The 21,134-nt window shown below is 68.3% G+C and carries 15 protein-coding genes and 1 pseudogene; 6 read left to right on the top strand and 10 right to left on the bottom strand.

The genetic code is table 11. The features are described 5' to 3' along the window. Positions 1-126 precede the first annotated feature (126 nt). The 3 genes from FOZ70_RS00980 (at position 127) to FOZ70_RS00970 (ending at position 4,336) form a co-directional block, all read left to right on the top strand. Positions 127-1,164, top strand: a complete 1,038-nt coding sequence (locus FOZ70_RS00980; protein ID WP_175851698.1) for a LacI family DNA-binding transcriptional regulator — start codon at positions 127-129, stop codon at positions 1,162-1,164. 179 nt (positions 1,165-1,343) lie between these two features. Next, positions 1,344-3,125 carry an IlvD/Edd family dehydratase gene (locus FOZ70_RS00975; RefSeq protein WP_219704768.1) on the top strand — a complete coding sequence of 594 codons (1,782 nt, stop codon included), beginning with the start codon at positions 1,344-1,346 and terminating at the stop codon, positions 3,123-3,125. A gap of 32 nt (positions 3,126-3,157) precedes the next feature. Then, positions 3,158-4,336, top strand: coding sequence for a fumarylacetoacetate hydrolase family protein (locus tag FOZ70_RS00970; protein WP_219704767.1), 1,179 nt, complete (start codon positions 3,158-3,160; stop codon positions 4,334-4,336). A 186-nt stretch (positions 4,337-4,522) separates the two neighbouring features. Here the strand turns inward: FOZ70_RS00970 and FOZ70_RS00965 are convergent. Continuing rightward, positions 4,523-5,002, bottom strand: a pseudogene (locus tag FOZ70_RS00965) (methyl-accepting chemotaxis protein); the annotation flags it as partial. Positions 5,003-5,400: 398 nt separating this feature from the next. On the opposite strand from FOZ70_RS00965, the gene FOZ70_RS00960 reads away from it, so the two are divergent. Next, positions 5,401-6,987, top strand: coding sequence for a methyl-accepting chemotaxis protein (locus FOZ70_RS00960; RefSeq protein WP_059485524.1), 1,587 nt, complete (start codon positions 5,401-5,403; stop codon positions 6,985-6,987). 227 nt (positions 6,988-7,214) lie between these two features. On the opposite strand, the gene FOZ70_RS00955 is transcribed toward FOZ70_RS00960, so the two are convergent. From FOZ70_RS00955 to FOZ70_RS00920, 8 genes are read right to left on the bottom strand one after another with little or no spacing between them, the layout of a single operon-like run. Next, positions 7,215-8,738 carry an altronate dehydratase family protein gene (locus FOZ70_RS00955; RefSeq protein ID WP_219704766.1) on the bottom strand — a complete coding sequence of 508 codons (1,524 nt, stop codon included), beginning with the start codon at positions 8,736-8,738 and terminating at the stop codon, positions 7,215-7,217. After that, complete coding sequence (locus FOZ70_RS00950) at positions 8,735-9,895, bottom strand: mannitol dehydrogenase family protein (protein ID WP_219704765.1); 1,161 nt, start codon at positions 9,893-9,895, stop codon at positions 8,735-8,737. Before FOZ70_RS00950 ends, FOZ70_RS00955 begins: the two co-directional genes overlap by 4 nt. A 31-nt stretch (positions 9,896-9,926) precedes the next feature. Then, on the bottom strand, positions 9,927-10,937 hold the full coding sequence (locus FOZ70_RS00945) for a zinc-binding alcohol dehydrogenase family protein (protein WP_059485521.1): 1,011 nt from the start codon (positions 10,935-10,937) through the stop codon (positions 9,927-9,929). Between the two features lie 22 nt (positions 10,938-10,959). Then, complete coding sequence (locus tag FOZ70_RS00940) at positions 10,960-11,835, bottom strand: amidohydrolase family protein (protein WP_081068545.1); 876 nt, start codon at positions 11,833-11,835, stop codon at positions 10,960-10,962. Further along, on the bottom strand, positions 11,832-12,848 hold the full coding sequence (locus FOZ70_RS00935) for an aldo/keto reductase (protein ID WP_219704764.1): 1,017 nt from the start codon (positions 12,846-12,848) through the stop codon (positions 11,832-11,834). Before FOZ70_RS00935 ends, FOZ70_RS00940 begins: the two co-directional genes overlap by 4 nt. 36 nt (positions 12,849-12,884) lie before the next feature. Continuing rightward, complete coding sequence (locus FOZ70_RS00930; RefSeq protein ID WP_011549866.1) at positions 12,885-13,832, bottom strand: ABC transporter substrate-binding protein; 948 nt, start codon at positions 13,830-13,832, stop codon at positions 12,885-12,887. A gap of 42 nt (positions 13,833-13,874) precedes the next feature. Then, positions 13,875-14,906, bottom strand: coding sequence for an ABC transporter permease (locus FOZ70_RS00925; protein WP_059492905.1), 1,032 nt, complete (start codon positions 14,904-14,906; stop codon positions 13,875-13,877). After that, complete coding sequence (locus FOZ70_RS00920; RefSeq protein ID WP_048027418.1) at positions 14,899-16,443, bottom strand: sugar ABC transporter ATP-binding protein; 1,545 nt, start codon at positions 16,441-16,443, stop codon at positions 14,899-14,901. The genes FOZ70_RS00925 and FOZ70_RS00920 overlap by 8 nt, the downstream gene beginning before the upstream one ends. Positions 16,444-16,676: 233 nt before the next feature. Here FOZ70_RS00920 and FOZ70_RS00915 point away from each other — a divergent pair, with 233 nt between their 5' ends. Both FOZ70_RS00915 and FOZ70_RS00910 read left to right on the top strand, forming a co-directional pair. Further along, on the top strand, positions 16,677-17,378 hold the full coding sequence (locus FOZ70_RS00915) for a FadR/GntR family transcriptional regulator (protein ID WP_059485518.1): 702 nt from the start codon (positions 16,677-16,679) through the stop codon (positions 17,376-17,378). Positions 17,379-17,733: 355 nt separating this feature from the next. Next, a complete protein-coding gene (locus FOZ70_RS00910; RefSeq protein WP_219704763.1) occupies positions 17,734-19,839 on the top strand; it encodes a TonB-dependent receptor in 2,106 nt (701 codons plus the stop codon). Between the two features lie 36 nt (positions 19,840-19,875). On the opposite strand, the gene FOZ70_RS00905 is transcribed toward FOZ70_RS00910, so the two are convergent. Then, the gene (locus tag FOZ70_RS00905; RefSeq protein WP_059492910.1) at positions 19,876-21,129 is read right to left on the bottom strand and encodes an arsenic transporter; all 1,254 of its coding nucleotides are present in this window, start codon (positions 21,127-21,129) and stop codon (positions 19,876-19,878) included. Positions 21,130-21,134: the final 5 nt, after the last annotated feature.

Here is a 21,134-nt window from a genome sequence, read left to right as displayed (position 1 = left end):
TGCCGCCGGACGCGTGGTTTCCCCTAGTGCGACTCTCACCGCGACGAGCACGCCGCGACCGCGCTTGCGCGGTATGCCGCACCGGTATGATGTAGCCTTTCCGGCCTTCTCCCGATCGCGATTCCGATGCCCAGTCCCACCGCCGTCCGGCCCGCCGGGCCGCCCCGCATGTCCGACGTAGCGCGCCTCGCCGGCGTATCGAAGATGACGGTGTCGCGCGTGCTCGCCGGCCACAGCGTGGCCGCCGAGACGCGCGCACGGGTCTGCGAGGCCATCGACCAGCTCGGCTACGTGGCGGATGCCGCTGCCGGTGCGCTGTCGTCGGGGCGCTCGGAATTCGTCGCGGTGCTGGTGCCGTCGCTGTCGAGTTCCAACTTCTCGGACACCGTGCGCGGCCTGACCGATGCGCTCGAGCCGCATGGTTTGCAACTGCTGCTCGGCGATACCGACTACGACCTCGAACGGGAAGAACGGCTCGTCCGGTCGATGCTGCGACACCAGCCGCGCTGCATCGCGCTGACGGGGTCGCAGCACACCGATGCGACGCGGAAGGTATTGGAGCGCTCGGCGATTCCGGTGGTCGAGATGTGGGACCTGCCGACGCGCCCGATCGACACCGCCGTCGGCTTCTCGAACGTGCGCGCCGCCCGTGCGATGGTGCGCCACCTGGCCGAGCGCGGTTACCGGCGCATCGGCTTTCTGGTCGGCGCGAGCGAACTGGATCGCCGCGGCCTGGACCGGCTCAAGGGCTACCAGGCGGAGATCAAGGCGCAGGGGCTGGGCGAACCGCGCGTCGTGCGGCTGGGCGAATCGCCGATCACGATGAGCCACGGCGGGCCTGCGATGGCCGCGCTGCTGGAGCAATGGCCGGATACCGACGCGGTGATGTGCGTGAGCGACATGTCGGCGTTCGGCGCGATCATGGAGTGTCACCGGCGCGGGCTCGCCGTGCCGGCCGACATCGCCGTGGCCGGCTTCGGAAACTTCGAAGTGGCGACCTGCTGCCATCCGACCATCACGACCGTATCGGTCGACGCGTACGGCATCGGGCAGCGCACGGGCGAAGCGTTGCTGGCGGCGCTGCAAGCGCGTGACGGCGGCGAGCGGACCGAATCGAAAAGCATCCGTATCGACTACACGATCATCGCGCGGGAAAGCGCCTGACGGGCCGACGGCCGCACGCATCCCGACGCGCGGCTTCGTACCGCCCCCCTGCCCTCACCTTCGCCACCTGCGCACGAAATCCCTTCCGCTGCGCAAAAAACCCGTGCTAACATCCAAACGATGTTACCGGTACCATCCGGCACGCAAAATGACAAAGGCCCCTCAGGAGACAGCCTGCCATGTCACACACCCCTCGCCGCCTGCGCAGCCAGGAATGGTTCGACGACCCCGCGCACGCGGACATGACGGCACTCTATGTCGAGCGCTTCATGAACTACGGGTTGACGCGCGAGGAACTGCAGTCGGGCCGCCCCATTATCGGCATTGCGCAGACGGGCAGCGATCTCGCGCCGTGCAACCGCCACCACATCGAGCTGGCCGAACGCACCAAGGCGGGCATCCGCGACGCGGGCGGCATTCCGATGGAGTTCCCCGTGCATCCGCTCGCCGAGCAAAGCCGCCGGCCCACCGCCGCGCTCGACCGCAATCTCGCGTACCTCGGGCTGGTGGAAGTGCTGCACGGCTTTCCGCTGGACGGTGTGGTGCTGACGACCGGCTGCGACAAGACCACGCCCGCGTGCCTGATGGCGGCCGCCACCGTCGACATGCCCGCGATCGTGCTGTCGGGCGGCCCGATGCTCGACGGCTGGCACGAGGGCAAGCGGGTCGGCTCGGGCACGGTGATCTGGCATGCGCGCAACCTGCTCGCGGCGGGCGAGATCGACTACGAAGGCTTCATGCAGCTGACCACGGCCTCGTCGCCGTCGATCGGCCATTGCAACACCATGGGCACCGCGCTGTCGATGAACAGCCTCGCCGAGGCGCTGGGCATGTCGCTGCCCGGCTGCGCGAGCATTCCCGCCGCCTATCGCGAGCGCGGCCAGATGGCTTACGCGACCGGCAAGCGCGCGGTCGAGCTCGTTCGCGAAGACCTGCGCCCGTCGACAATCATGACGCGCGCGGCATTCGAGAATGCGATCGTCGTGGCCTCCGCGCTCGGCGCATCGACCAACTGCCCGCCGCACCTGATCGCGATAGCACGCCACATGGGCGTCGAACTGAGCCTGGACGACTGGCAGCGCCTGGGTGAATCGGTGCCGCTGCTCGTCAACTGCATGCCGGCCGGGGAATACCTCGGCGAGAGCTTCCACCGCGCCGGCGGCGTGCCCGCCGTGCTGCGCCAGCTCGATTCGGCCGGGCTGCTGCGGCGCGACTGCCTGACCGTATCGGGTCGCGCGATCGGCGAGATCGCCGACACCGCGCAGGACGCCGACCGCGACGTGATCCGCACGCCCGACGCGCCGCTCAAGCATGGCGCCGGCTTCATGGTGCTGTCGGGCAACTTCTTCGACAGCGCGATCATGAAGATGTCGGTGGTGGGCGACGCGTTCCGCCGCACCTACCTGTCCGAGCCGGGCGCGGAGAATACGTTCGAGGCGCGCGCGATCGTGTTCGACGGCCCCGAGGACTATCACGCGCGCATCAACGATCCCGCGCTGAACATCGACGAGCGCTGCATCCTCGTGATCCGCGGCTGCGGCACGGTCGGCTACCCGGGCAGTTCCGAAGTCGTGAACATGGCGCCGCCCGCCGAACTGGTGAAGCGCGGCGTGACGTCGCTGCCGTGCATGGGTGACGGACGCCAGAGCGGCACATCGGCCAGCCCGTCGATCCTGAACATGTCGCCGGAAGCGGCGGTCGGCGGCGGCCTCGCGCTGCTGCGCACGAACGATCGCGTGCGCGTGGACCTGAATCGCCGCAGCGTCGACGTGCTCGTCGACGAGGACGAACTCGCGCGCCGCCGCGAAACCGAAAGCTTCACCGTGCCGCAGGCGCAAACGCCGTGGCAGGAACTCTATCGCCGGTTCGTCGGCCAGTTGTCCACCGGCGGCTGCCTCGAACCGGCCACGCTGTACCTGAAGGTGATCGAGCAGCGCGGCAACCCGCGCCATTCGCACTGACCCCACCGCCCCCGACTCTTGCCGAGCTGACCATGCATACGCCTTCCGTTTCCGATTGCCTGCCGCACGACCTCGACCACGCGCTGCTGATCGGCCGCGTCTGGCGGCACGACGGCGCCCACGCGGGCCCGAGCGTCGTCGCCGTGCGCGGCGGCGAAGTGTTCGACATCACGCGCACCGTGCCGACCACCGCCGACCTGTTCGATCGCCCCGATGCAGTCGCCATCGCCCGCACCGCTGCCGGCGATTCGCTCGGCCGTGTCGAGCCGTTGTTGCAGGCCGCGCTGGACGGCACGCCGGGCGCGACGCACCTGCTCGCGCCGTGCGACGTGCAGGCGATCAAGGCGTGCGGCGTGACCTTTGCGGTCAGCCTGATCGAACGCGTGATCGAGGAACAGGCGGGCGGCGATCCGGCCAAAGCGCGGGAGGTTCGCGACACCATCGCCGCGACCATCGGCACCGATCTATCGAAGATCGTGCCGGGCTCGGAAGCCGCGCTGCGCCTGAAGGCTGAGCTCGAACGCCGCGGCGCATGGTCGCAATACATGGAAGTCGGCATCGGCCCGGATGCGGAGGTGTTCTCCAAGGCGCAGCCGATGTCGGCGGTCGGCTTCGGCGCGGACGTGGGGCTGCTGCCCGTGTCGGTGTGGAACAACCCGGAACCGGAGATCGTGCTGGCGGTCGCCCGTGACGGCAGGCCGGTGGGCGCGACGCTCGGCAACGACGTGAACCTGCGCGACATCGAAGGCCGTTCGGCGCTGCTGCTCGGCAAATGCAAGGACAACAACGGCTCGTGCGCGATCGGCCCGTTCGTGCGGCTGTTCGACGACGGCTTCACGCTCGACAGCGTGCGGCAATGCAGTGTGTCGCTGCGCGTCGAAGGCGCGGACGACGGCTTCGTACTCGACGGCATCAGCCACATGCGCGAGATCAGCCGCGACCCGGCCGACCTCGTCGCACAGACCTGCGGCGCGCATCACCAGTATCCGGACGGCTTCATGCTGTTCCTCGGCACGATGTTCTCACCGATCCAGGATCGCGACGCGCCCGGCGGCGGATTCACGCATCACCTCGGCGACCGCGTCACGATCTCCACGCCCGCGCTCGGCGCACTCGTCAACACCGTGCGGCTTTGCACGGAGATCGCGCCGTGGACCTTCGGCGTGCGCGCGCTGTATGCGAATCTGGCGGCACGCGGGCTGCTTGCCTGAGCGGAACGGCAGCGATACCGGCCCGCCCGCCCGCGATCGATCACGGTCAGCCACGGCGTGGGCGACGTACAGCGGACCGGTGCAGGATACGAACGAAATCCCGCCCGTCGTCGGCGGGTGCGCCAGCCGGACTGGCTTCGCCGCGCCGTATGAAACCGGGGCCCGCGGGCCCCGTCAATCAAACCGTCACGCCGCCACCGCGCGCTCCGCGAGCTTGAACTCGCCGACCGTCTGCGCGAGCCGGGCCGCCTGCTCGCGCAGCGACGTCGCGGCCGCCGCCGATTGCTCGACCAGCGCCGCGTTCTGCTGCGTCGTATCGTCGAGCTGCGACACCGCCTGATTCACCTGCTCGAGCCCCGTGCTCTGCTCCTTCGCGGCGACGCTGATTTCGGCGATCACGCTCGTGATGTTGCGCACGCCGTCGACGATTTCGTCCATCGTCGCACCGGCCGTCTGCACGAGCCCGGAGCCGCCCTCGATCTTCTCGGCGAACGCGTTGAACTCTCGCGCGATCTGCGCGGCTTCGTCCGCGCCGTCGGCCGGCAGGCGCTTCGTCAGGTCGCCGCTGCCGCTCGAGACGTCCGTGAGCGCGTCGCGCACCATCAGGATGTGCTTGAAGGCCGCGTTCGTCATCACGCCGACCAGCGCCGCCGCGACGATGGCGACACACGTCGCAAGTACCCGTGCACGAATTGATGACAGCATGATGACTTCGGTTTCCGTTACCGCGTGATTGAAATGGGATCGCTGAAGAAGGCGACCCTGATCCGTTTAACAGCACCGGAGGCGGGAAGTGGTGCGATGCCGGGAGGACCGCGGCCGGCACCTGCATGCGGAGAGCGACACGGCGGCGCTATCGCGCGAAGCGCGAACGCGGAAACCCGTTGCGGCGGGCGAAAACGGCGCCGTTCTCCGGCTCGGCGTGACGAATGCGGATCGCGGTCGGATTTATTTTGACGACAGGCAACCCGCAAACGATTGCCCCGCAGCGCCGGCCCTAAACTGTTCCTTCACCATTCCGTTAATCAGGAAATCTATTTGATAACCACAACCGGATTCCTCCCATGAACGATCGACGATTAACCGTTCGCACGAAGCTGATCATGGCTTTCGGACTGCTTACGTGCACGGTCGTGCTCGTCTCCGTCGTCGGCATCGTCTCGCTCGGCAACGCGAACGCGGCATTCGACGACTATGTCAACGGCACCAACGCCCGCGCGAACCTGGCCGACAAGATTCGCTTCGCGGTCGACCGGCGCGCGATCGCCGCCCGCAACCAGGTTCTCGCGGCCAGCCCGCGCGACGCGGACATCGAGAAGGAAGCGGCGCTGCAGGCCGACCGCGAAGTCGGCGCGCTGATGGGCGAACTGACGAATGCGGTCCGCGAGGGCAGCGGCGCATCCGACAAGGCGCGCGAACTGGTTCGGCAAATCGGGGCGGTCGAGGCGCAGTACGGCCCCGTGGCGCGCGCCATCGTCGACGCAGCGGCGAACAACCGGCGCGATCAGGCGATCACGATGATCAACGAACAGTGCCGACCGCTGCTGGCCCAGCTCGTCGCGGCCACCGACACGTATGCGACGTACTCGCGCGCGCGGGCCGCTCAGCTGGTGAAGGAATCAGACGACCGTTATACCTCGCGACGCCTGATGCTGATCGCGATCTGCATCGCCGCCGCCGCCGCGGCCGCGCTCTCGGGCCTCTTCATCACCCGCGGCCTACTGCGCTCGCTGGGCACGGAGCCTGCCGTGCTCAGCGATATCGCCGGCCATATCGCCGCCGGCAATCTCGGCGCCGAAGCCACGACCGGCGCCGCGCCGGCCGGCAGCGTACTGGCTTCGATGCGCGACATGCAGGCGAACCTGATCCGCCTGATCTCGGAAGTCCGTACCGCATCGGGCAACGTCGCGACCGGCGCCGGCGAAATCGCGTCCGGCAACCAGGACCTGTCGTCCCGCACCGAACAGCAGGCCGCGTCGTTGCAGGAAACCGCGTCGAGCATGGAGCAACTGACCTCCACAGTGCGCCTGAACGCCGACAATGCGCAACAGGCGAGCGGCTTGGCCAACAACGCATCGGAGGTCGCGCAGCGCGGGAGCTCGGCGGTCGGCCTGATGGTCGACACGATGACCGACATCAGCGCAAGCTCCGCCAAGATCGCCGAGATCACCGGGATCATCGAAGGGATCGCGTTCCAGACCAACATCCTCGCGCTCAACGCGGCCGTGGAGGCTGCCCGCGCCGGCGAACAGGGCCGCGGCTTCGCGGTGGTGGCAAGCGAAGTCAGAAGTCTTGCGCAGCGTTCGTCGAGCGCCGCGAAGGAAATTCGCGAGCTGATCTCGCAATCGGTCCGGAAAATCGAGGACGGCTCGCATATCGCGAACAACGCGGGCGATACGATGAGCGAGGTCACGCATGCGATCTCGCGCGTGACCGACATCATGGGCGAGATCGCCGCGGCGTCGAGCGAACAGAGCCGCGGCATCGAGCAGGTCAATCTCGCCATTACGCAAATGGACGAGGTCACCCAGCAGAATGCGGCGCTCGTCGAGCAGGCGGCCGCCGCCTCGAAGTCGCTCGAGGAACAGGGAAACCGGCTTGCCGAGGCCGTCTCGTTGTTCCGGCTCGACGCGCGCATGGCCGGCGCGTAGGTCGGCGCCCGCCGCCCTGCCGCCGGCTCACCTCGACACAGAGTTCGAGCGCCCGTGCGCGCGTCTCGGCGAGCAAGCGCAGCGCCTCGCCGAGCAAGCCCTTCTCCAGTTCAGACAGTGAGCCATCCTGACCGATGTCGCCGATCGCCGGCTCGCTCATGCGGGTTTCCATCGCGGCTTCTCCTTCGCTGTCCGATTGCGCACGCGGTCGCACGTCGCCTTTCGCGTCACATGACCGCGCCGCGCAGCCACGGCACGAACTCGCGTTCGCCGATGCCGTTGTCCTCGCTGCGCGATCGTCGTCCGGAGGCAATGTCGAGCATCAGCCGGAACAGCCGCTCGCCCGCTTCGCCGACCGAGAGCGAACCGGCGACGATCCCGCCGCTGTCGAAATCCATGTCCGATTGCATCCGCTCGTACAGGCCGGTCGTCGTCGCGATCTTGATCGTCGGCACCGGCTTCGAGCCGAAGACCGAACCGCGGCCCGTCGTGAAGCACACGAGATTCGCGCCGCCGGCGATCTGCCCGGTGGCCGACACCGGGTCGTAACCGGGCGTATCCATGAACACGAGCCCCGCTTGCCGCACCGGCTCCGCATAGTCGTAGACCGCGCGCAGCGGCGAACGGCCGCCCTTCGACACCGCGCCGAGCGATTTCTCGAGAATCGTCGTGATGCCGCCGGCGAGGTTGCCGGGCGACGGGTTGTTGTTCATTTCGCCGCCGTTGTCGGCGACGTAACGCTCCCACCACTGCAACCTGCCGAGCAGACGCTCGGCCACGTCGCGCGACGCCGCCCGCGCGATCAGCAGATGCTCGGCGCCGTAGATCTCGGGCGTCTCGGACAGAATCGCGGTGCCGCCGTTGCGGACCAGCAGATCGACGGCCGCGCCGAGCGCCGGATTCGCGGTGATGCCCGAGTAGCCGTCGGAGCCGCCGCATTGCAGGCCGACCGTCAGCCGCGAGGCCGGCACGGCGCTGCGACGCGCGCCGTCGGCCGCCTCCAGCAACTCGCGCACGATCGACACGCCTTTGGCCACGGTGTTGCGCACGCCGCCTTCGTCCTGGATCACCAGCGTGCGCACGGTGCCAGGTGCCGCCGCGTCGATCCGTTGCGCGAGCGCGCCGACCTGGTTGACCTCGCAACCGAGGCCGACGAGCAGCACGCCGGCGAAATTCGGGTTGCGCGCATAGCCGACGAGCGTGCGCCGCAGCAGTTCGATGCCGTCGCCGGTCGCCGACATGCCGCAGCCGCTCTGATGGGTGATCGCGACGACGCCGTCGACATGGCCGAACGCGTCGAGCGCGCCGTGCCGGTATGCATCGGCGATCGCATGACAGACACTCGCAGAACAGTTGACGCTCGCGATCACGCCAACGTAGTTGCGGGTCCCCACGCTGCCGTCGGGACGCACGAATCCGTCGAAGGTATCGCGGCGATCGGCCGGAACGTCGTGCGTGTCGCCCGCCGGCCCGTCGTCGTGCGCATGCCGCTCGGGCATCCCGACGTTGTGCACGTGCACGTGCTCGCCCGCGGCGATGTCCCGCAGCGCGACGCCGATCGGCTGCCCGCATTTGACGATCGCGTCGCCGCGCGCGATCGGCGTGATGGCGATCTTGTGGCCGGCCGGTATCGCGGCCGCCGGCCGCAGCGGTGCGCCATGCACGTCGATCGGCACGTCCGGCGCCAGCGCATCGAGTGCGACGGCCACGTTGTCGTTGCCGTGAAGGATCACGATGGTCGGTTGCTTCACGATGGTCTTCTCCCTGTCGTTGCGGCCACCGGTTCGTAGCGGGCGACGAGCTGCCGCAACCGCGGTTGTTCGGCCGCCAGCGCCAGCGAATCGGCGAGCGCGAGCAGCGGCTCGATCCGTCGCGCGACCTTCTCGCGATGGTTGACCGCGATATCGGCGATGCGATGCGCGAGAAACGGATTGAGAAAGCGCTCGCGCACGCTGTCGACGTAGCTTTCCGCCGTTTCGCGCAAGCCCAGCGCCACGAATACCGGCGCGACTTCATCGCGCCACACGGCTTCGAGACCGTCGCGCAACCGCGCATCGTTCATCGCGTCCAGCACCGTTTCCGATGCGTCGCGCCCCGCCGCGAGCCACTGCTCCGCGAGCCAGCTGTGCCCGAGATTGAGGAAGAACAGCTTCAGGCGCTCGTGGCTGCGCAAATCGTCGGTGACGACGACCTGAGCATGCGTGCACGGCAGCGCCATGCCGGCACGCCGCTCGATCGCCCATAACGCGTAGGGCTCCGCGATCGCGCCGACCGGATGAAGCGGCTCGGACACGATGCGGTCGACGAGCGAGTTGACCCATACGCAGCGGTTGCCCAGATAGTCCGCGAACGCGTCGGGCAGCCGCCACCGGCTCGCGAGGTCCAGCACGATGTCGCGCAGCGTGTCGCCGTTGTTCGTCACCAGTTCGCAAGGCAGGATGGAGACGCCGTCATCGGGCCGCACCTGCCAGCGCGCATGCAGCAGCGCCAGCAGCTTCGCCGGAAAGCCGTGCGGTGCGTGCTTCGGCTGGGCCAGCAGGTCCACGGTGTCGCGTGGATCGGCGCGATACCCTGCGTCGCCGGTGTTCGACACGATGACGCGCACGGTCTCGATCGCGGCACCGCGTATCTCCGCCCAGTCGTGCTCGGCGTCCCACGCGCGATGCACGGCGCGGCACTCGACGACTTCGTCGACCACGCCGCCGCGGTCGCGCCCGCGAATCCGCACCGGATAGCGACCGGTGGCGCGCAGCGCGTCGATGCGGGCGCGGCTGGCCGGATTGCCGGTCGTCTGCACGATGCCGATGCCGCCCATCGCGTTGCCGTCGTCCAGCGCCTGCGAGACGAACAGGTCGACGTGCGCGAGCAGGAAGCGGCTCGTGCCGAACTGCAGGATCGGCGGCGTCATCGCATGCGCCCCGCGTGCCGGATGCGATCGATCAGCATTCGACGAGCGCCTTCACGACGGTCTGCCCCGCATCGAGCAAACGCGGCAGCGCATCCGGCACCTCTTCGAGCCGCATCCGGTGCGTGTTCAGCGCGCGGTCCGGAATACGCCCCCCGCGCATCGCGTCGAGCACCGTCGCGAAATCCTCGGCCGTCGCATTGCGGCTCGCGAGCAGCGTGGTTTCCCGCTTGTGGAATTCGGGATCCGAAAAGGCGACGTGCCCGCGCACGATCGAGATCAACGTGTATTTGCCGCCGTGCGCGACGAATTCGAAACCGCGATTCATCGCATCGAGGTTGCCTGTGGCGTCGAACACCGCATCGAAATACTCGCCGTTCGTCAACGCCGCGAGACGCGCCGCGTCATCCGCGCCTACCTCCACGGTCGCATCGACCGTCAGATGTTGCCGGCAAAACGCCAGTCGATCCGCCCGCGTGTCGAGGCATGTGACATCGGCGCCGCGCAGCTTCGCGAAGATCATCGCGGCCATGCCGATCGGCCCGGCGCCGACGACCAGCGCCCGCTGCCCGGCGCGGACGTCCGCGCGCCGCACCGCATGCGCGCCGATCGCGAGAAATTCCAGCATCGCCGCCTGGTCGAGCGAAATGCCGTCGGCCTTGTGCACGAACTGCGCGGGCACGCTCAGGTATTCGGCGAGCGCGCCGTCGCGATGCACGCCGAGCACCTTGATGTTCACGCAGCAATTCGTGTTGCCGTGCCGACAGGCGATGCAGTGCCCGCACGACAGATACGGCATCACGTACACCGCGTCGCCGGCGCCGAGCCCCGACTCGGGTTCCGCCTCGACGACGACCGCCGAAAGCTCATGCCCCATCACGCGCGGATAGTCGAGGTACGGCTGGTTGCCGGTGAAGATATGCAGGTCGGTGCCGCAAATGCCGACCCGTTGCACGCGCAACAGTACTTCGCCGCTGCCGCGCACGGGCAGTTCGCGCTGCTGCACGCGCAGCACGCCGGGGGATTCGCAAATCACGCTGAGCATGTCGGGTTCCTTTCGTTCTGGTTCATTCGTCGTGGCGTGCGGTGTCGATCCGGTAGAAGCGGTGTGCGTTGCCGCCGAAGAGGCCGTCCAGCGCCGCGGCGCCGAGCAACCGCGCGCAATCGTCCTCGCACGCGGCCAGCCATTCGCCGTAGCCGCCGCACGCCGACGCCAGCCGCAGCACCGGCCAGTCGCTGCCCCACATCAGGCGCGTCGGCCCGAACAGCTCGGCCAGCGCGTGGACATACGGCCGCGTGCGCGCACGCACGACATCCGGGCCGGCCGACGGCCCTGCCTCCGTCCAGAGGCCGGACAGCTTGCAATGAAGGTTCGGCAGGCTGGCGAGCCGGCTCATCGCCGACAGCCACGGCTGCCATTCGCCGCGCTCGATGAACGGCTTCGCGCCATGGTCGATCACGATCGGCAGATCCGGATGGCGTCGCGCGAATGCATGCAGCGCATCGAGATGGCGCGGCATCACCAGTGCATCGAAACGCAGCCCATGCTCGAGCATCGCGGCGACCGCGCGATCCAGCCGCGGATCGTCGATCCACGCGTCGTCGGGCAGATCCTGCAGCATCGGTCGCAAGCCGCGCGCCTTCGGCGCGGACGCAAACGCCGCGATCCGCGCCGGTGCGTCGTCGGCCTTCAGGTCGACCCAGCCGACCACCGCGCCGACGCTCGGCGTTTCGTTCGCGAGATCGAGCAGAAAGCGCGTGTCGGCTTCGCTCGGCAGCGATTGCACGAGGACGGTGGTGTCGATGCGCGCGGCGTCGAGCAGCGGCGCGAGATCGGCGGGACCGAAATCCCGGTGAATCGCATCGAGTTCGGCCGGCGGCCAACTGCCGGCCCGCGCGTCGATGCGCCAGTAGTGCTGATGGGCGTCGATGCGCATGGTCATGCGTGGGCTCCCGGAACCGGCGCGTGCGCCGCGATCAACCCTTCGTCGCGCAGCGCATCCCACAGTTCGGCCGGCGCGGGACGCTCGAACCAGTCGATGTTCTGCTTCAACTGCGCCACGCTGCGCGCGCCGACCACGCACGATACGACGGCTGGATGACCGAACGGAAACTGCAATGCCGCGGCGGGAAGCGGCACGTCGAAGCGGTTGCACAGCGCGCCGAGCCGCGTGGCCTTGTCGATCACGTCGGCGCTCGCGTCCGCATAGTTGAACTTGCCGTTGCCGGCGAGCAGGCCGGAATTGAACACGCCGCCGATCACGATCGCCGTCCCGTCACGGGCGCACGCGTCGAGCAGCGGTTCGAGCGCCGTCTGTTCGAGCAGCGTGTAGCGGCCGGCCAGCAGCACCGCATCGAGCGCCGCTTCTTTCAGCGCGTCGGCCGCGACTTCCCATTCGTTCACGCCGAGACCGAACGCGCCGATCTCGCCGCTGGCGCGCAGCGCATCCAGCGCGCGAAACCCGCCGCCGCGCGTCAACTGTTCCCAGTAGTGCGCGTGACGATCGCCGTGCGTCATCGCGCCGATGTCGTGCACGTACAGCATGTCGATCCGCGCGAGCCCGAGCCGCTGCCGGCTGTCGTCGTGCGAGCGCATGATGCCGTCGTAGCTGTAGTCGTAGACGGGCCGGAACGGCAGCGGCTCGGCCCAGCCGTCGTCGCCCGGCCGCACGCTCGCGTCGGCGCGCATCAGCCGCCCGACCTTCGTGCTGAGCGTGAACGCGCGGCGCTCGCGCGGGGCGAGCCCCGCCCCCACGCGCCGCTCGGACAGCGTGTAGCCGTAATACGGCGCGGTGTCGAAATAACGCAGGCCGGCCGCCCACGCGGCGTCGACCAGCGCGGCGGCGTCGGCCGCCGACATCGGCCGATAAAGGCCGCCGAGCTGCGAGCAGCCGAGGCCGAGCGCGGACACCGTCAGCCCGCTGCGCGGCAAGGTGCGCGTATCGTTTGCGTTCATGAGTGGCGACTCGATGCGTGCAAGCGGCACGGGTGATCAGTACAGGACATTCTTCGCTGCCTGCGAATCGAGGTTCTGCTTGTCGACCATCACGACGCCGGTATCGATCAGCTTCGGCGCGGGCTTGCGCTCGATCACGTCAAGCGCCGTGCGCACGCCCTGGTTCCCCATCTGCCACGAGCCCTGCACGGCGATCGCCTGCACGGTGCCGTCGCGCACGAAGCCCTGCAGGTCCTCGTTGCCGTCGAACCCGATCGCCACCACCTTGCCCGCCTTGCCCGACTGCTTCAGCGCACGGCCCATGCCGACCGCGGTCGGCTCGTTCGCGCCGAAGATGCCCTTCAGGTCCGGGTTCGCCGACAGCACGTCGGTCGTCTGGTTCAGCGCGGTCGCCATTTGCGATTGCGAGTAGTACGGGCCGACGACCTGCAGCTTCGAATGGCTCTCGATGTACTTGCGGAACCCGCCGACGCGGCTGACCTCGGAGCCCGCGCCCGGCACGTACGACATGATCGCGATCTTGCCGGACTGCCCGACGCGGTCGATCAGCGCTTTCGCGCACAGCGCGCCCGCCTTCTCGTTGTCGGTCGACAGGAATGCCTGGTAGTACGGCTTGCCCGCGTCCGCGATCGCCGAGTCGATCAGCACGACGGGAATGTGCGCTTCCCACGCCTTCTTGATCGCGGGCACGAGCGCATCGGGATCGGACGGCGCGAGCACGATGCCCGCCACGTGACGCGTGACCGCGTTGTCGACCATGTTGACCTGCCCGCTGATGTCGGACTCGGCCGCCGGGCCCTGGAACGTCATCGTGTAACCCTTGGCGCCGTCGAGCGCCGCCTTCGCGCCCTTCTGCACGTTCTGCCAGTAGTTCGAATTGACCGTCTTGACGATCACGGCGATCTCGCCGCCCGCCGCATACGCGCCGCTGCTGCACACCGCGAACACGCACGCCGATGCCGCCAGCAGGATGGATTTGTTCATGTCTCGCTCCGCTTCTCGTTGGTAGGGACTGCTTGCTGCCGGTCAGGGCCGGCGATTGCGCAACTGGTCGATCCACACCGTGCCGAGGATCACGACGCCGATGATGATCTGCTGGATGAAGCTCGACACGCCGTTCATGTTCAGGCCGTTGCGCAGCACGCCGATCACGAACGCGCCGATCGCCGTGCCGGAGATCGTGCCGACGCCGCCCATCAGCGACGTGCCGCCGATGACCGAACTGGCGATCGCGTCGAGCTCGTACATCACGCCTTCGTTCGGCTGCCCGGTGACGAGCCGCGACATCAGCACGCAGCCGGTCACGCCCGCGAGCGCGCCGGACAGCACGTAGGTAAACAGCTTCACGCCCTGCACGTTCACGCCCGACAGCCGGGCGGCTTCCGCGTTCGACCCGACCGCGTAGATATGGCGGCCGAGCGACGTTCTCGACAGCAGCACGGACACCACGACGAACAGCACGACCATGATCACGACCGGATACGGAATGCCGGGAAAGGTCGTGTCGGGGAACCCGTCCGCGCCGATGCGCGAGATCCGCAGCAGCGCGCCGTTGCCGAGCGCGCCGAACGCATCGCCGAGATCCGATACCGGCCGCGCGCCGGTGATCTGCAGCGCGATGCCGCGCGCGACGAGCATCATGCCGAGCGTCGCGATGAACGGCGGCAGGCCCATCTGCGTCACGCAGATGCCGTTGACGAGCCCACACAGCGCGCCGACCAGGATGCCGGCCGCCATCGCGGCGGGCACCGGCACGCCGGCCTTGACCAGCAGCGCCGCGCACACGCCGGACAGCGCGAGCACCGAGCCGACCGACAGGTCGATGCCGCCCGTGATGATCACGCAGGTGGCGGCCACGCCCAGATAGGCGATCGACGTGACCTGCAGACCGACGGTCATCAGGTTGTCGACCGAGAAGAACGCCGCGCTCGAGATCGAGAACGCGAACACGAGCACGACGAGACTGCCCAGCGCCGCGAACTTCTGGATCAGGTCGCGCCGCCGCTGTCGCGCCGCGCGTTCGTCGGCCTGGCTTCGATCGGATGTCATTTCAAGCATGGGAACGCCCCGACGCGTAGTGCATGATCTCCTCCTGACTGGTGTGTTTCGTATCGAGAAATGCGGTCAATCGACCTTCGTGAAAAACGGCGATCCGGTCGGTCATGCCGAGCAGTTCGGGCAGTTCCGAACTGATCAGCACCACGCCGACGCCGTCGGCGGCGAGCCGGTCCATCAGCCCGTAGATCGCGAATTTCGCGCCGACGTCGATGCCGCGCGTCGGCTCGTCGAAGAACAGGATCTTCGAGCCGCGGTACAGCCATTTGCCGATGACGACCTTCTGCTGGTTGCCGCCGGACAGGTTTCGGACGCGCTGGTGCACGGACGGCGTGCGAATCGCGAGGTCCTGCACGTAGCGGCGCGCGACGTCGAGTTCGTCGTCGAAGCGCAGGAATCCGAAGCGTGACGTGATGCCGCGCACGTTCGCGAGCGTGAGGTTCGCCGCGACGGGCATCGGCAGCGCGAGCCCCTCCTTCTTGCGATCCTCCGACAGATACGCGATGCCGTGCCGGATCGCCTCGCGCGGCGAGCGGATCGTCACGGGCCGGCCGTGCAGCGCGATCGTGCCGCCGTCGGGGCGATCCGCGCCGAAGATCGCGCGGGCGATCTCGGTGCGCCCGGCGCCCATCAAGCCCGCGAAACCGAGGATCTCGCCGCGGCGCAGCGCGAACGACACCGGCCCGAACACACCGTCGCGGCGCAGGTCCCGCACGTCGAGCAGCACCTCGTCGGTCGGCACCGATTGCCGCGACGGATAGGCGTCGTCGAGCGTGCGTCCGACCATGCGCGCGACGATGTCGTCGATGCTCACGTCGGCGAAAGCGTCCGTCGAGATGTGGCGTCCGTCGCGCAGCACCGTCACGCGATCGACGATCTGCGCCATTTCGTCGAGCCGGTGCGAGATATACAGGATCGCCACGCCATCGGCGCGCAGTTCCTCGATGATGCGAAACAGCTGCACCGTTTCCGTTTCGGTCAACGACGACGTGGGTTCGTCCATGATCAGCACGCGCGCATCGTGCGACAGCGCCTTCGCGATCTCGACCATCTGCTGCTGCGCGATGGACAGCACGCCGACCTTCGTCGTCGGCGCGACGTTCAGGCCGATGCGCGCGATGCAGCGCGCCGCCTCCGCATTCATGCGCTTCGTATCGACGAACGGCCCGCGCCGCGGCTCGCGCGCGAGGAACAGGTTCTCCGCCACGCTCAGGTGCGGGACGAGATTGAGCTCCTGATGAATGATCGAGATGCCGGCCGCCTGCGCTTCGGAGGCCGAATGAAACCGCACCGGCGCGCCGCGATAGTGAACGACGCCGTCGTCGGGCAGGTACTGGCCGCTGATGATCTTCATCAGCGTCGATTTGCCCGCGCCGTTCTCGCCGCACACCGCATGCACCTCGCCGCGGCGCAGGTCGAGGCGAATCCCGTCGAGCGCGAGGACGCCGGGGAAGCGCTTGCGAATCCCGTCCAGACGCAGGATCTCCCGGTCCGGTTCGTCCTGCGCGGCCTGACCGGGCAGATTGCGAGGCATTGCCATTGCGTCTCCTGGGGATGGATCGACCTCGGCACTATCTGGTCAGTCCAATTTGGATGAATTACAGCAACCAAACCCATTTTGGTCAAGCCAATTTAATTATTCACATCCGATCTTACCAATAGTGAAAACCCGGACATCCGGATGAACGCGCCGCTACACGGGGCGATGCGTCCGGCGTGATAGACTCCGCGACACGCGCTTGCGCCCGAAGCGCATTGATCCCTATCACTCGGATGAAAACGACAGAACCCAAGCGGCTTTACCAATCGGTCGCGGCCCAGATCGTCGCGTTGATTCGCCAGGGCGAATTCGCGATCGGCGAGCGGCTCCCGCCCGAGCGCGAGCTGGCGCTGACGCTCGGCGTGTCGCGGCCGTCGCTTCGCGAGGCGCTGATCGCGCTGGAAATCGGCGGGCAGATCGAGATCCGGATGGGCTCCGGCGTGTATGTGCGCGATACGGCCGCCGACGCTGTCGGCCCGATGGCCACGCTCGGCGACAGTCCGTCGGAATTGATGCAGGCCCGCGCGGCCGTCGAAGGCAGCGTCGCGGCCCTGGCCGCCGCGCGGATGACGGCCGCGATGCTCGAGCGGCTGCGCCGCACGGTGCAGCGCATGAAGCGGCTCGCGGAGGCCGGCAAATCCCCGGTCGAAGCCGACCGGCAGTTCCACATGCTGATCGCGGAAGCCGCCGGCAACTCGGTGCTCACCCGCTTCGTCGGCGAGCTGTTCGACAGCCGCCACGACCCGATCGCGGCCGCGATGCGCGGCCATGCGGAGAATCCGCAGACGTGGACCGCCGCGGTGCGCGAGCACGAGGACGTGCTGCTCGCGTTGCAGGCCGGCGATCCGATCGCGGCGCAGACGGCCATTCGCGCGCATCTTCGCGCGTCGGAAGCGCGGTGGATCGAGGGTGGGCTGAAAGCCGATCCGGATTGAGCTGAACACGCACGGGCGCCGGCGCGCGTCGGCGAGCGCGGTGTCGTGCATCGCGTGGCGCCGTGCCCCCTGCAATTTCACTCATATTTCTCGCGCAGGCGTGACGAAAGCGCTATCCGGCCGTCACCACGCCATGGTTTGTTTCCACGCCGTTCGGCAATTCGGGAAACCCACCCATCCCCTCGCTCGCATCCGTGCGCCCCACCGTTTACCTCCCCCCCTCAACACTCAAAATTACGATTGCAAATGCCTCTCATTTGCATTAAATTGCCGCGCAAATGTACTGTTTGGAACACCAATGTCGGCGCAAGGCCGCCCGCCGTGCCCGAACGCGAACGACACGAAAGGGAGAGGTATGAGCAGGAGAAACTGGGCGGCCGCACCGATGGCCATCGTCGTCGGCGCGACCGGCGTGGGCACGGCCGACGCGCAGGAGGCGACGCTGCCCACCATCGAGATCTCGGGGCAGCGCGCGAGCGCGCCGTTTCGCACACGTGACTCGACGAGCGCGACGCGCGGCGACGCGGACGTGATGGAGATCCCGTTCGCGGTCAGCAGCGTCGATGCGAAACTCGTGCGCACGGTCGCGGCGACGCGCGGCGAGGACCTGTACGACTGGGTCGCGGGCGTCGCGCGCCAGAACAACTTCGGCGGTCTTTGGGACAACTACGCGGTGCGCGGCTTCGCCGGCGACGGCAACACGTCCGGCACCGACTACCTCGTCAACGGTTTTTCGTGGAATCGCGGGATGAGCGTGCCGCGCGACACCGTCAACCTCGAGCGCATGGAAGTGCTCAAGGGGCCGGCGTCCGCGCTGTACGGCCGCGGCGATCCGGGCGGGATCATCAGCTATACGACGAAGCAGCCGCAGTTCGCTCGCGCGAACACCATCGGCGTGTCGGCCGGCAGCTACGGCGCGTTGCGCCAGACACTCGATTCGACGGGCCCCGTCACGAAATCGCTCGCGTACCGCTTCGTCGCGATGAACGAGAACAACGGCAGCTTCCGCGATACCGTGTCGAGCAAACGCTACCTGTTCGCACCGTCGTTCACGTGGGACATCGGTGCGGACACGACGCTTCATTACGAATTCGAGAGTGCGCGCCAGCGCGCGCCGCTCGATCGCGGCGTGGTCGCGGTGGGCGGCCAGCTCGGCGTGATCCCCGCGTCGCGTTTCCTCGGCGAGCCGCGCGACGGCGACTACGACGTGCGCAACACGGGCCATCAGTTCACGCTCGAGCATCGCGTCGATGCGAACTGGTCGGTCAACGCCGGGTTCGCGCAGCGCACCACCGACCTGTCCGGCCGCTCGTCCGAGGCGTTCGCGTTGCAGCCGGACGGCCGCACGCTGTGGCGCCGCTACCGACAAGTCGCGTTTCATTCGAACGACCTGCAGGGCCGCATCGAAACGGCCGGCAAGTTCAGCACCGGCGGCATCGGCCACACGCTCGTGCTGGGTGTCGATGCGTACCGCTTCAACTACGACCAGTTCGTCGCGCGCTCGACGCCCACGGCCGCCGCGCCGTATGCGATCGACATCTTCGATCCCGTCTACGGCCAGCCGGCGCCCACGCCGCGCACCGCGACCAACCTGCTCGAGCGCGACGACGGCCAGGGGCTCTACGCGCAGGACACGCTTGCGTTCGGGCCGCACTGGAAAATCCTCGCCGGGCTGCGCTGGGATCGCTTCCACCAGTCGGTCGAGAACCGCCTGAAAGGCACGACGAGCAGCCAGGTGCAGACCGCGTTGAGTCCGCGCATCGGCATCGTGTACGAGATGAGCCCCGCCCTGTCGCTCTATGCGAACACCGCGTATTCGTTCCGGCCGAACAACGGCGCCGACGTCGACGGCCGCGCGTTCGATCCGGAGAAAGGGCACGGCTACGAAGCCGGCGCGAAATGGGCCGGCGCGCGCTGGCTCGCGACCGTCGCGGCGTTCTACGTCAACAAGCGCAACGTGCTGACCGCCGATCCGGCGAACGCCGGTTTCTCGCGCGCGGCCGGCGAGGTGCGCAGCCGCGGCGTCGAATTCGAATGGAACGGCGATCTCGGCCACGGCGTGCGCGCCCTCGTCAACCTTGCGTATGTCGACGCCGAAGTCACGCACGACGCGGTGCTGACACCCGGCGCACGCCTCGTCGACATTCCGCGCCTGAGCGGCAGCGCGCTGCTCCTGTACGAAACCGCGGTACCGTTCGCGGACAAGGCCGGTGCCGGCGCCGGCCTGATCTACGTCGGGCGCCGGGCCGGCAATACCGCGAACACGCAGGACGGGTTCGAGCTGCCGGCCTATGCGACCGTGCAGCTGAACGGCTATGTGCAGGTCAACAAGCACCTGCGTGCGTCGGTCGTGCTGAACAACCTGTTCAATCGCACCACCTACGTCAGCTCCTACAACAGCCTGTGGGTCACGCCGGGCGCGCCGCGCAGCCTGTTCGCGTCGCTAGCCTATACGTTCTAGCGGGGGTTGGCCGGCCGGCGCCGTGCTTCATGCGCTTCACGCGCCGAGCACGAGCCGCGCCGCCAGCGCGAGCAGCAAGGCCGGCAACATCACGCACGCGCCGACCGCGAGGAACGCGCCGAACCCGACCTGCAACCCTTCGCGCCGGATGGCCGCGAGCCACAGAATCGTCGCGAGCGATCCGGTGACGGACAGGTTCGGCCCCAGGTCGACGCCGATCAGGATCGCGTCGATCACCGTTTGCGGGCTGCGCGCGGCGTCGACCGTCGAACTCGCGATGAGCCCGGCAGGCAGGTTGTTGACCAGATTCGACGCCAGCGCGATCGCAACGCCCGCCGCGGCCGCGGCGGCCTGCTCGCCGCTTGCCGTCAGCGCGCGCAGCAGCCCGGCGAGCGCACGCACCGCTCCGCTCCGGTCGAGCGCCTCGACGAGTACGAACAGCCCCGCGACGAGCGGCAACACGCTCCATGAAATCGCGCGAACGATCGGCATGCACGCGGTGCGATCCTTGACCAGCACGCATGCGACGGTGACGATACCGGCCGCCGCGGTCGGCAACCCGAGCGGAAGATCGAGCGCCGACACCGTCATCAGCGCGGCGGCCGTGATCGCGATGCCGGCCAGCGCGATACGCCCGCCGCCGGTGAGCGGCCGGGTCGGCAAACCGGATTCGCAACGGCCGCCGAGCGCGTGCCGCTGGGTCATCCGAAGCATCAGGAACGTGCATGCGATCGATGCGACGGACGGGATCGCGAAGTGGGCGAGCCATACGCCGAGCGACGGCATGCGCGCGCCGTACAGCACGAGATTCGCGGGGTTCGAGATCGGCAGCACGAAACTCGCCGCGTTCGCGACGAACGCGCAGATGTACAGCAGCGGCAGCGGATCGGCCTTCGCCCGGCGCGCGGCCGCGATGACCGCGGGCGTCAGCACGACGGCGGTCGCATCGTTCGACAGGAAGACCGTCGTCACGGTGCCCACCAGGTAGACGAGCGCGAACAGGCGCCGGGGCGAACCCTGCGCGAGATTGACGACGCGCGTCGCGACCCAGTCGAACAGCCCTTCGCGCCGCGCGACCTCGGACAGCAGCATCATGCCGGTCAGGAACAGGTACACGTCGCCGCCCTTCGCGACGGCATCGAGCGCCGGATGCACGGGCAACAGGCCGCACACGACCAGCAGCAACGCGCCGCTCACGGCCCAGGTTGCCTCGGGCCAGCCGAACGGGCGGGCGATGACGCCCGCCGTGGCGAGCGCGGAAATCAGCCATGCAAGTGAAACGGAATTCATGGGCA

Origin of the sequence: Burkholderia sp. COPS (assembly GCF_019425585.1) — a bacterium.
GTDB lineage: Bacteria > Pseudomonadota > Gammaproteobacteria > Burkholderiales > Burkholderiaceae > Burkholderia > Burkholderia cepacia.
The sequence above is the reverse complement of the archived record's forward strand: the minus strand, read 5'-3'. Positions and strand labels throughout refer to the sequence as shown.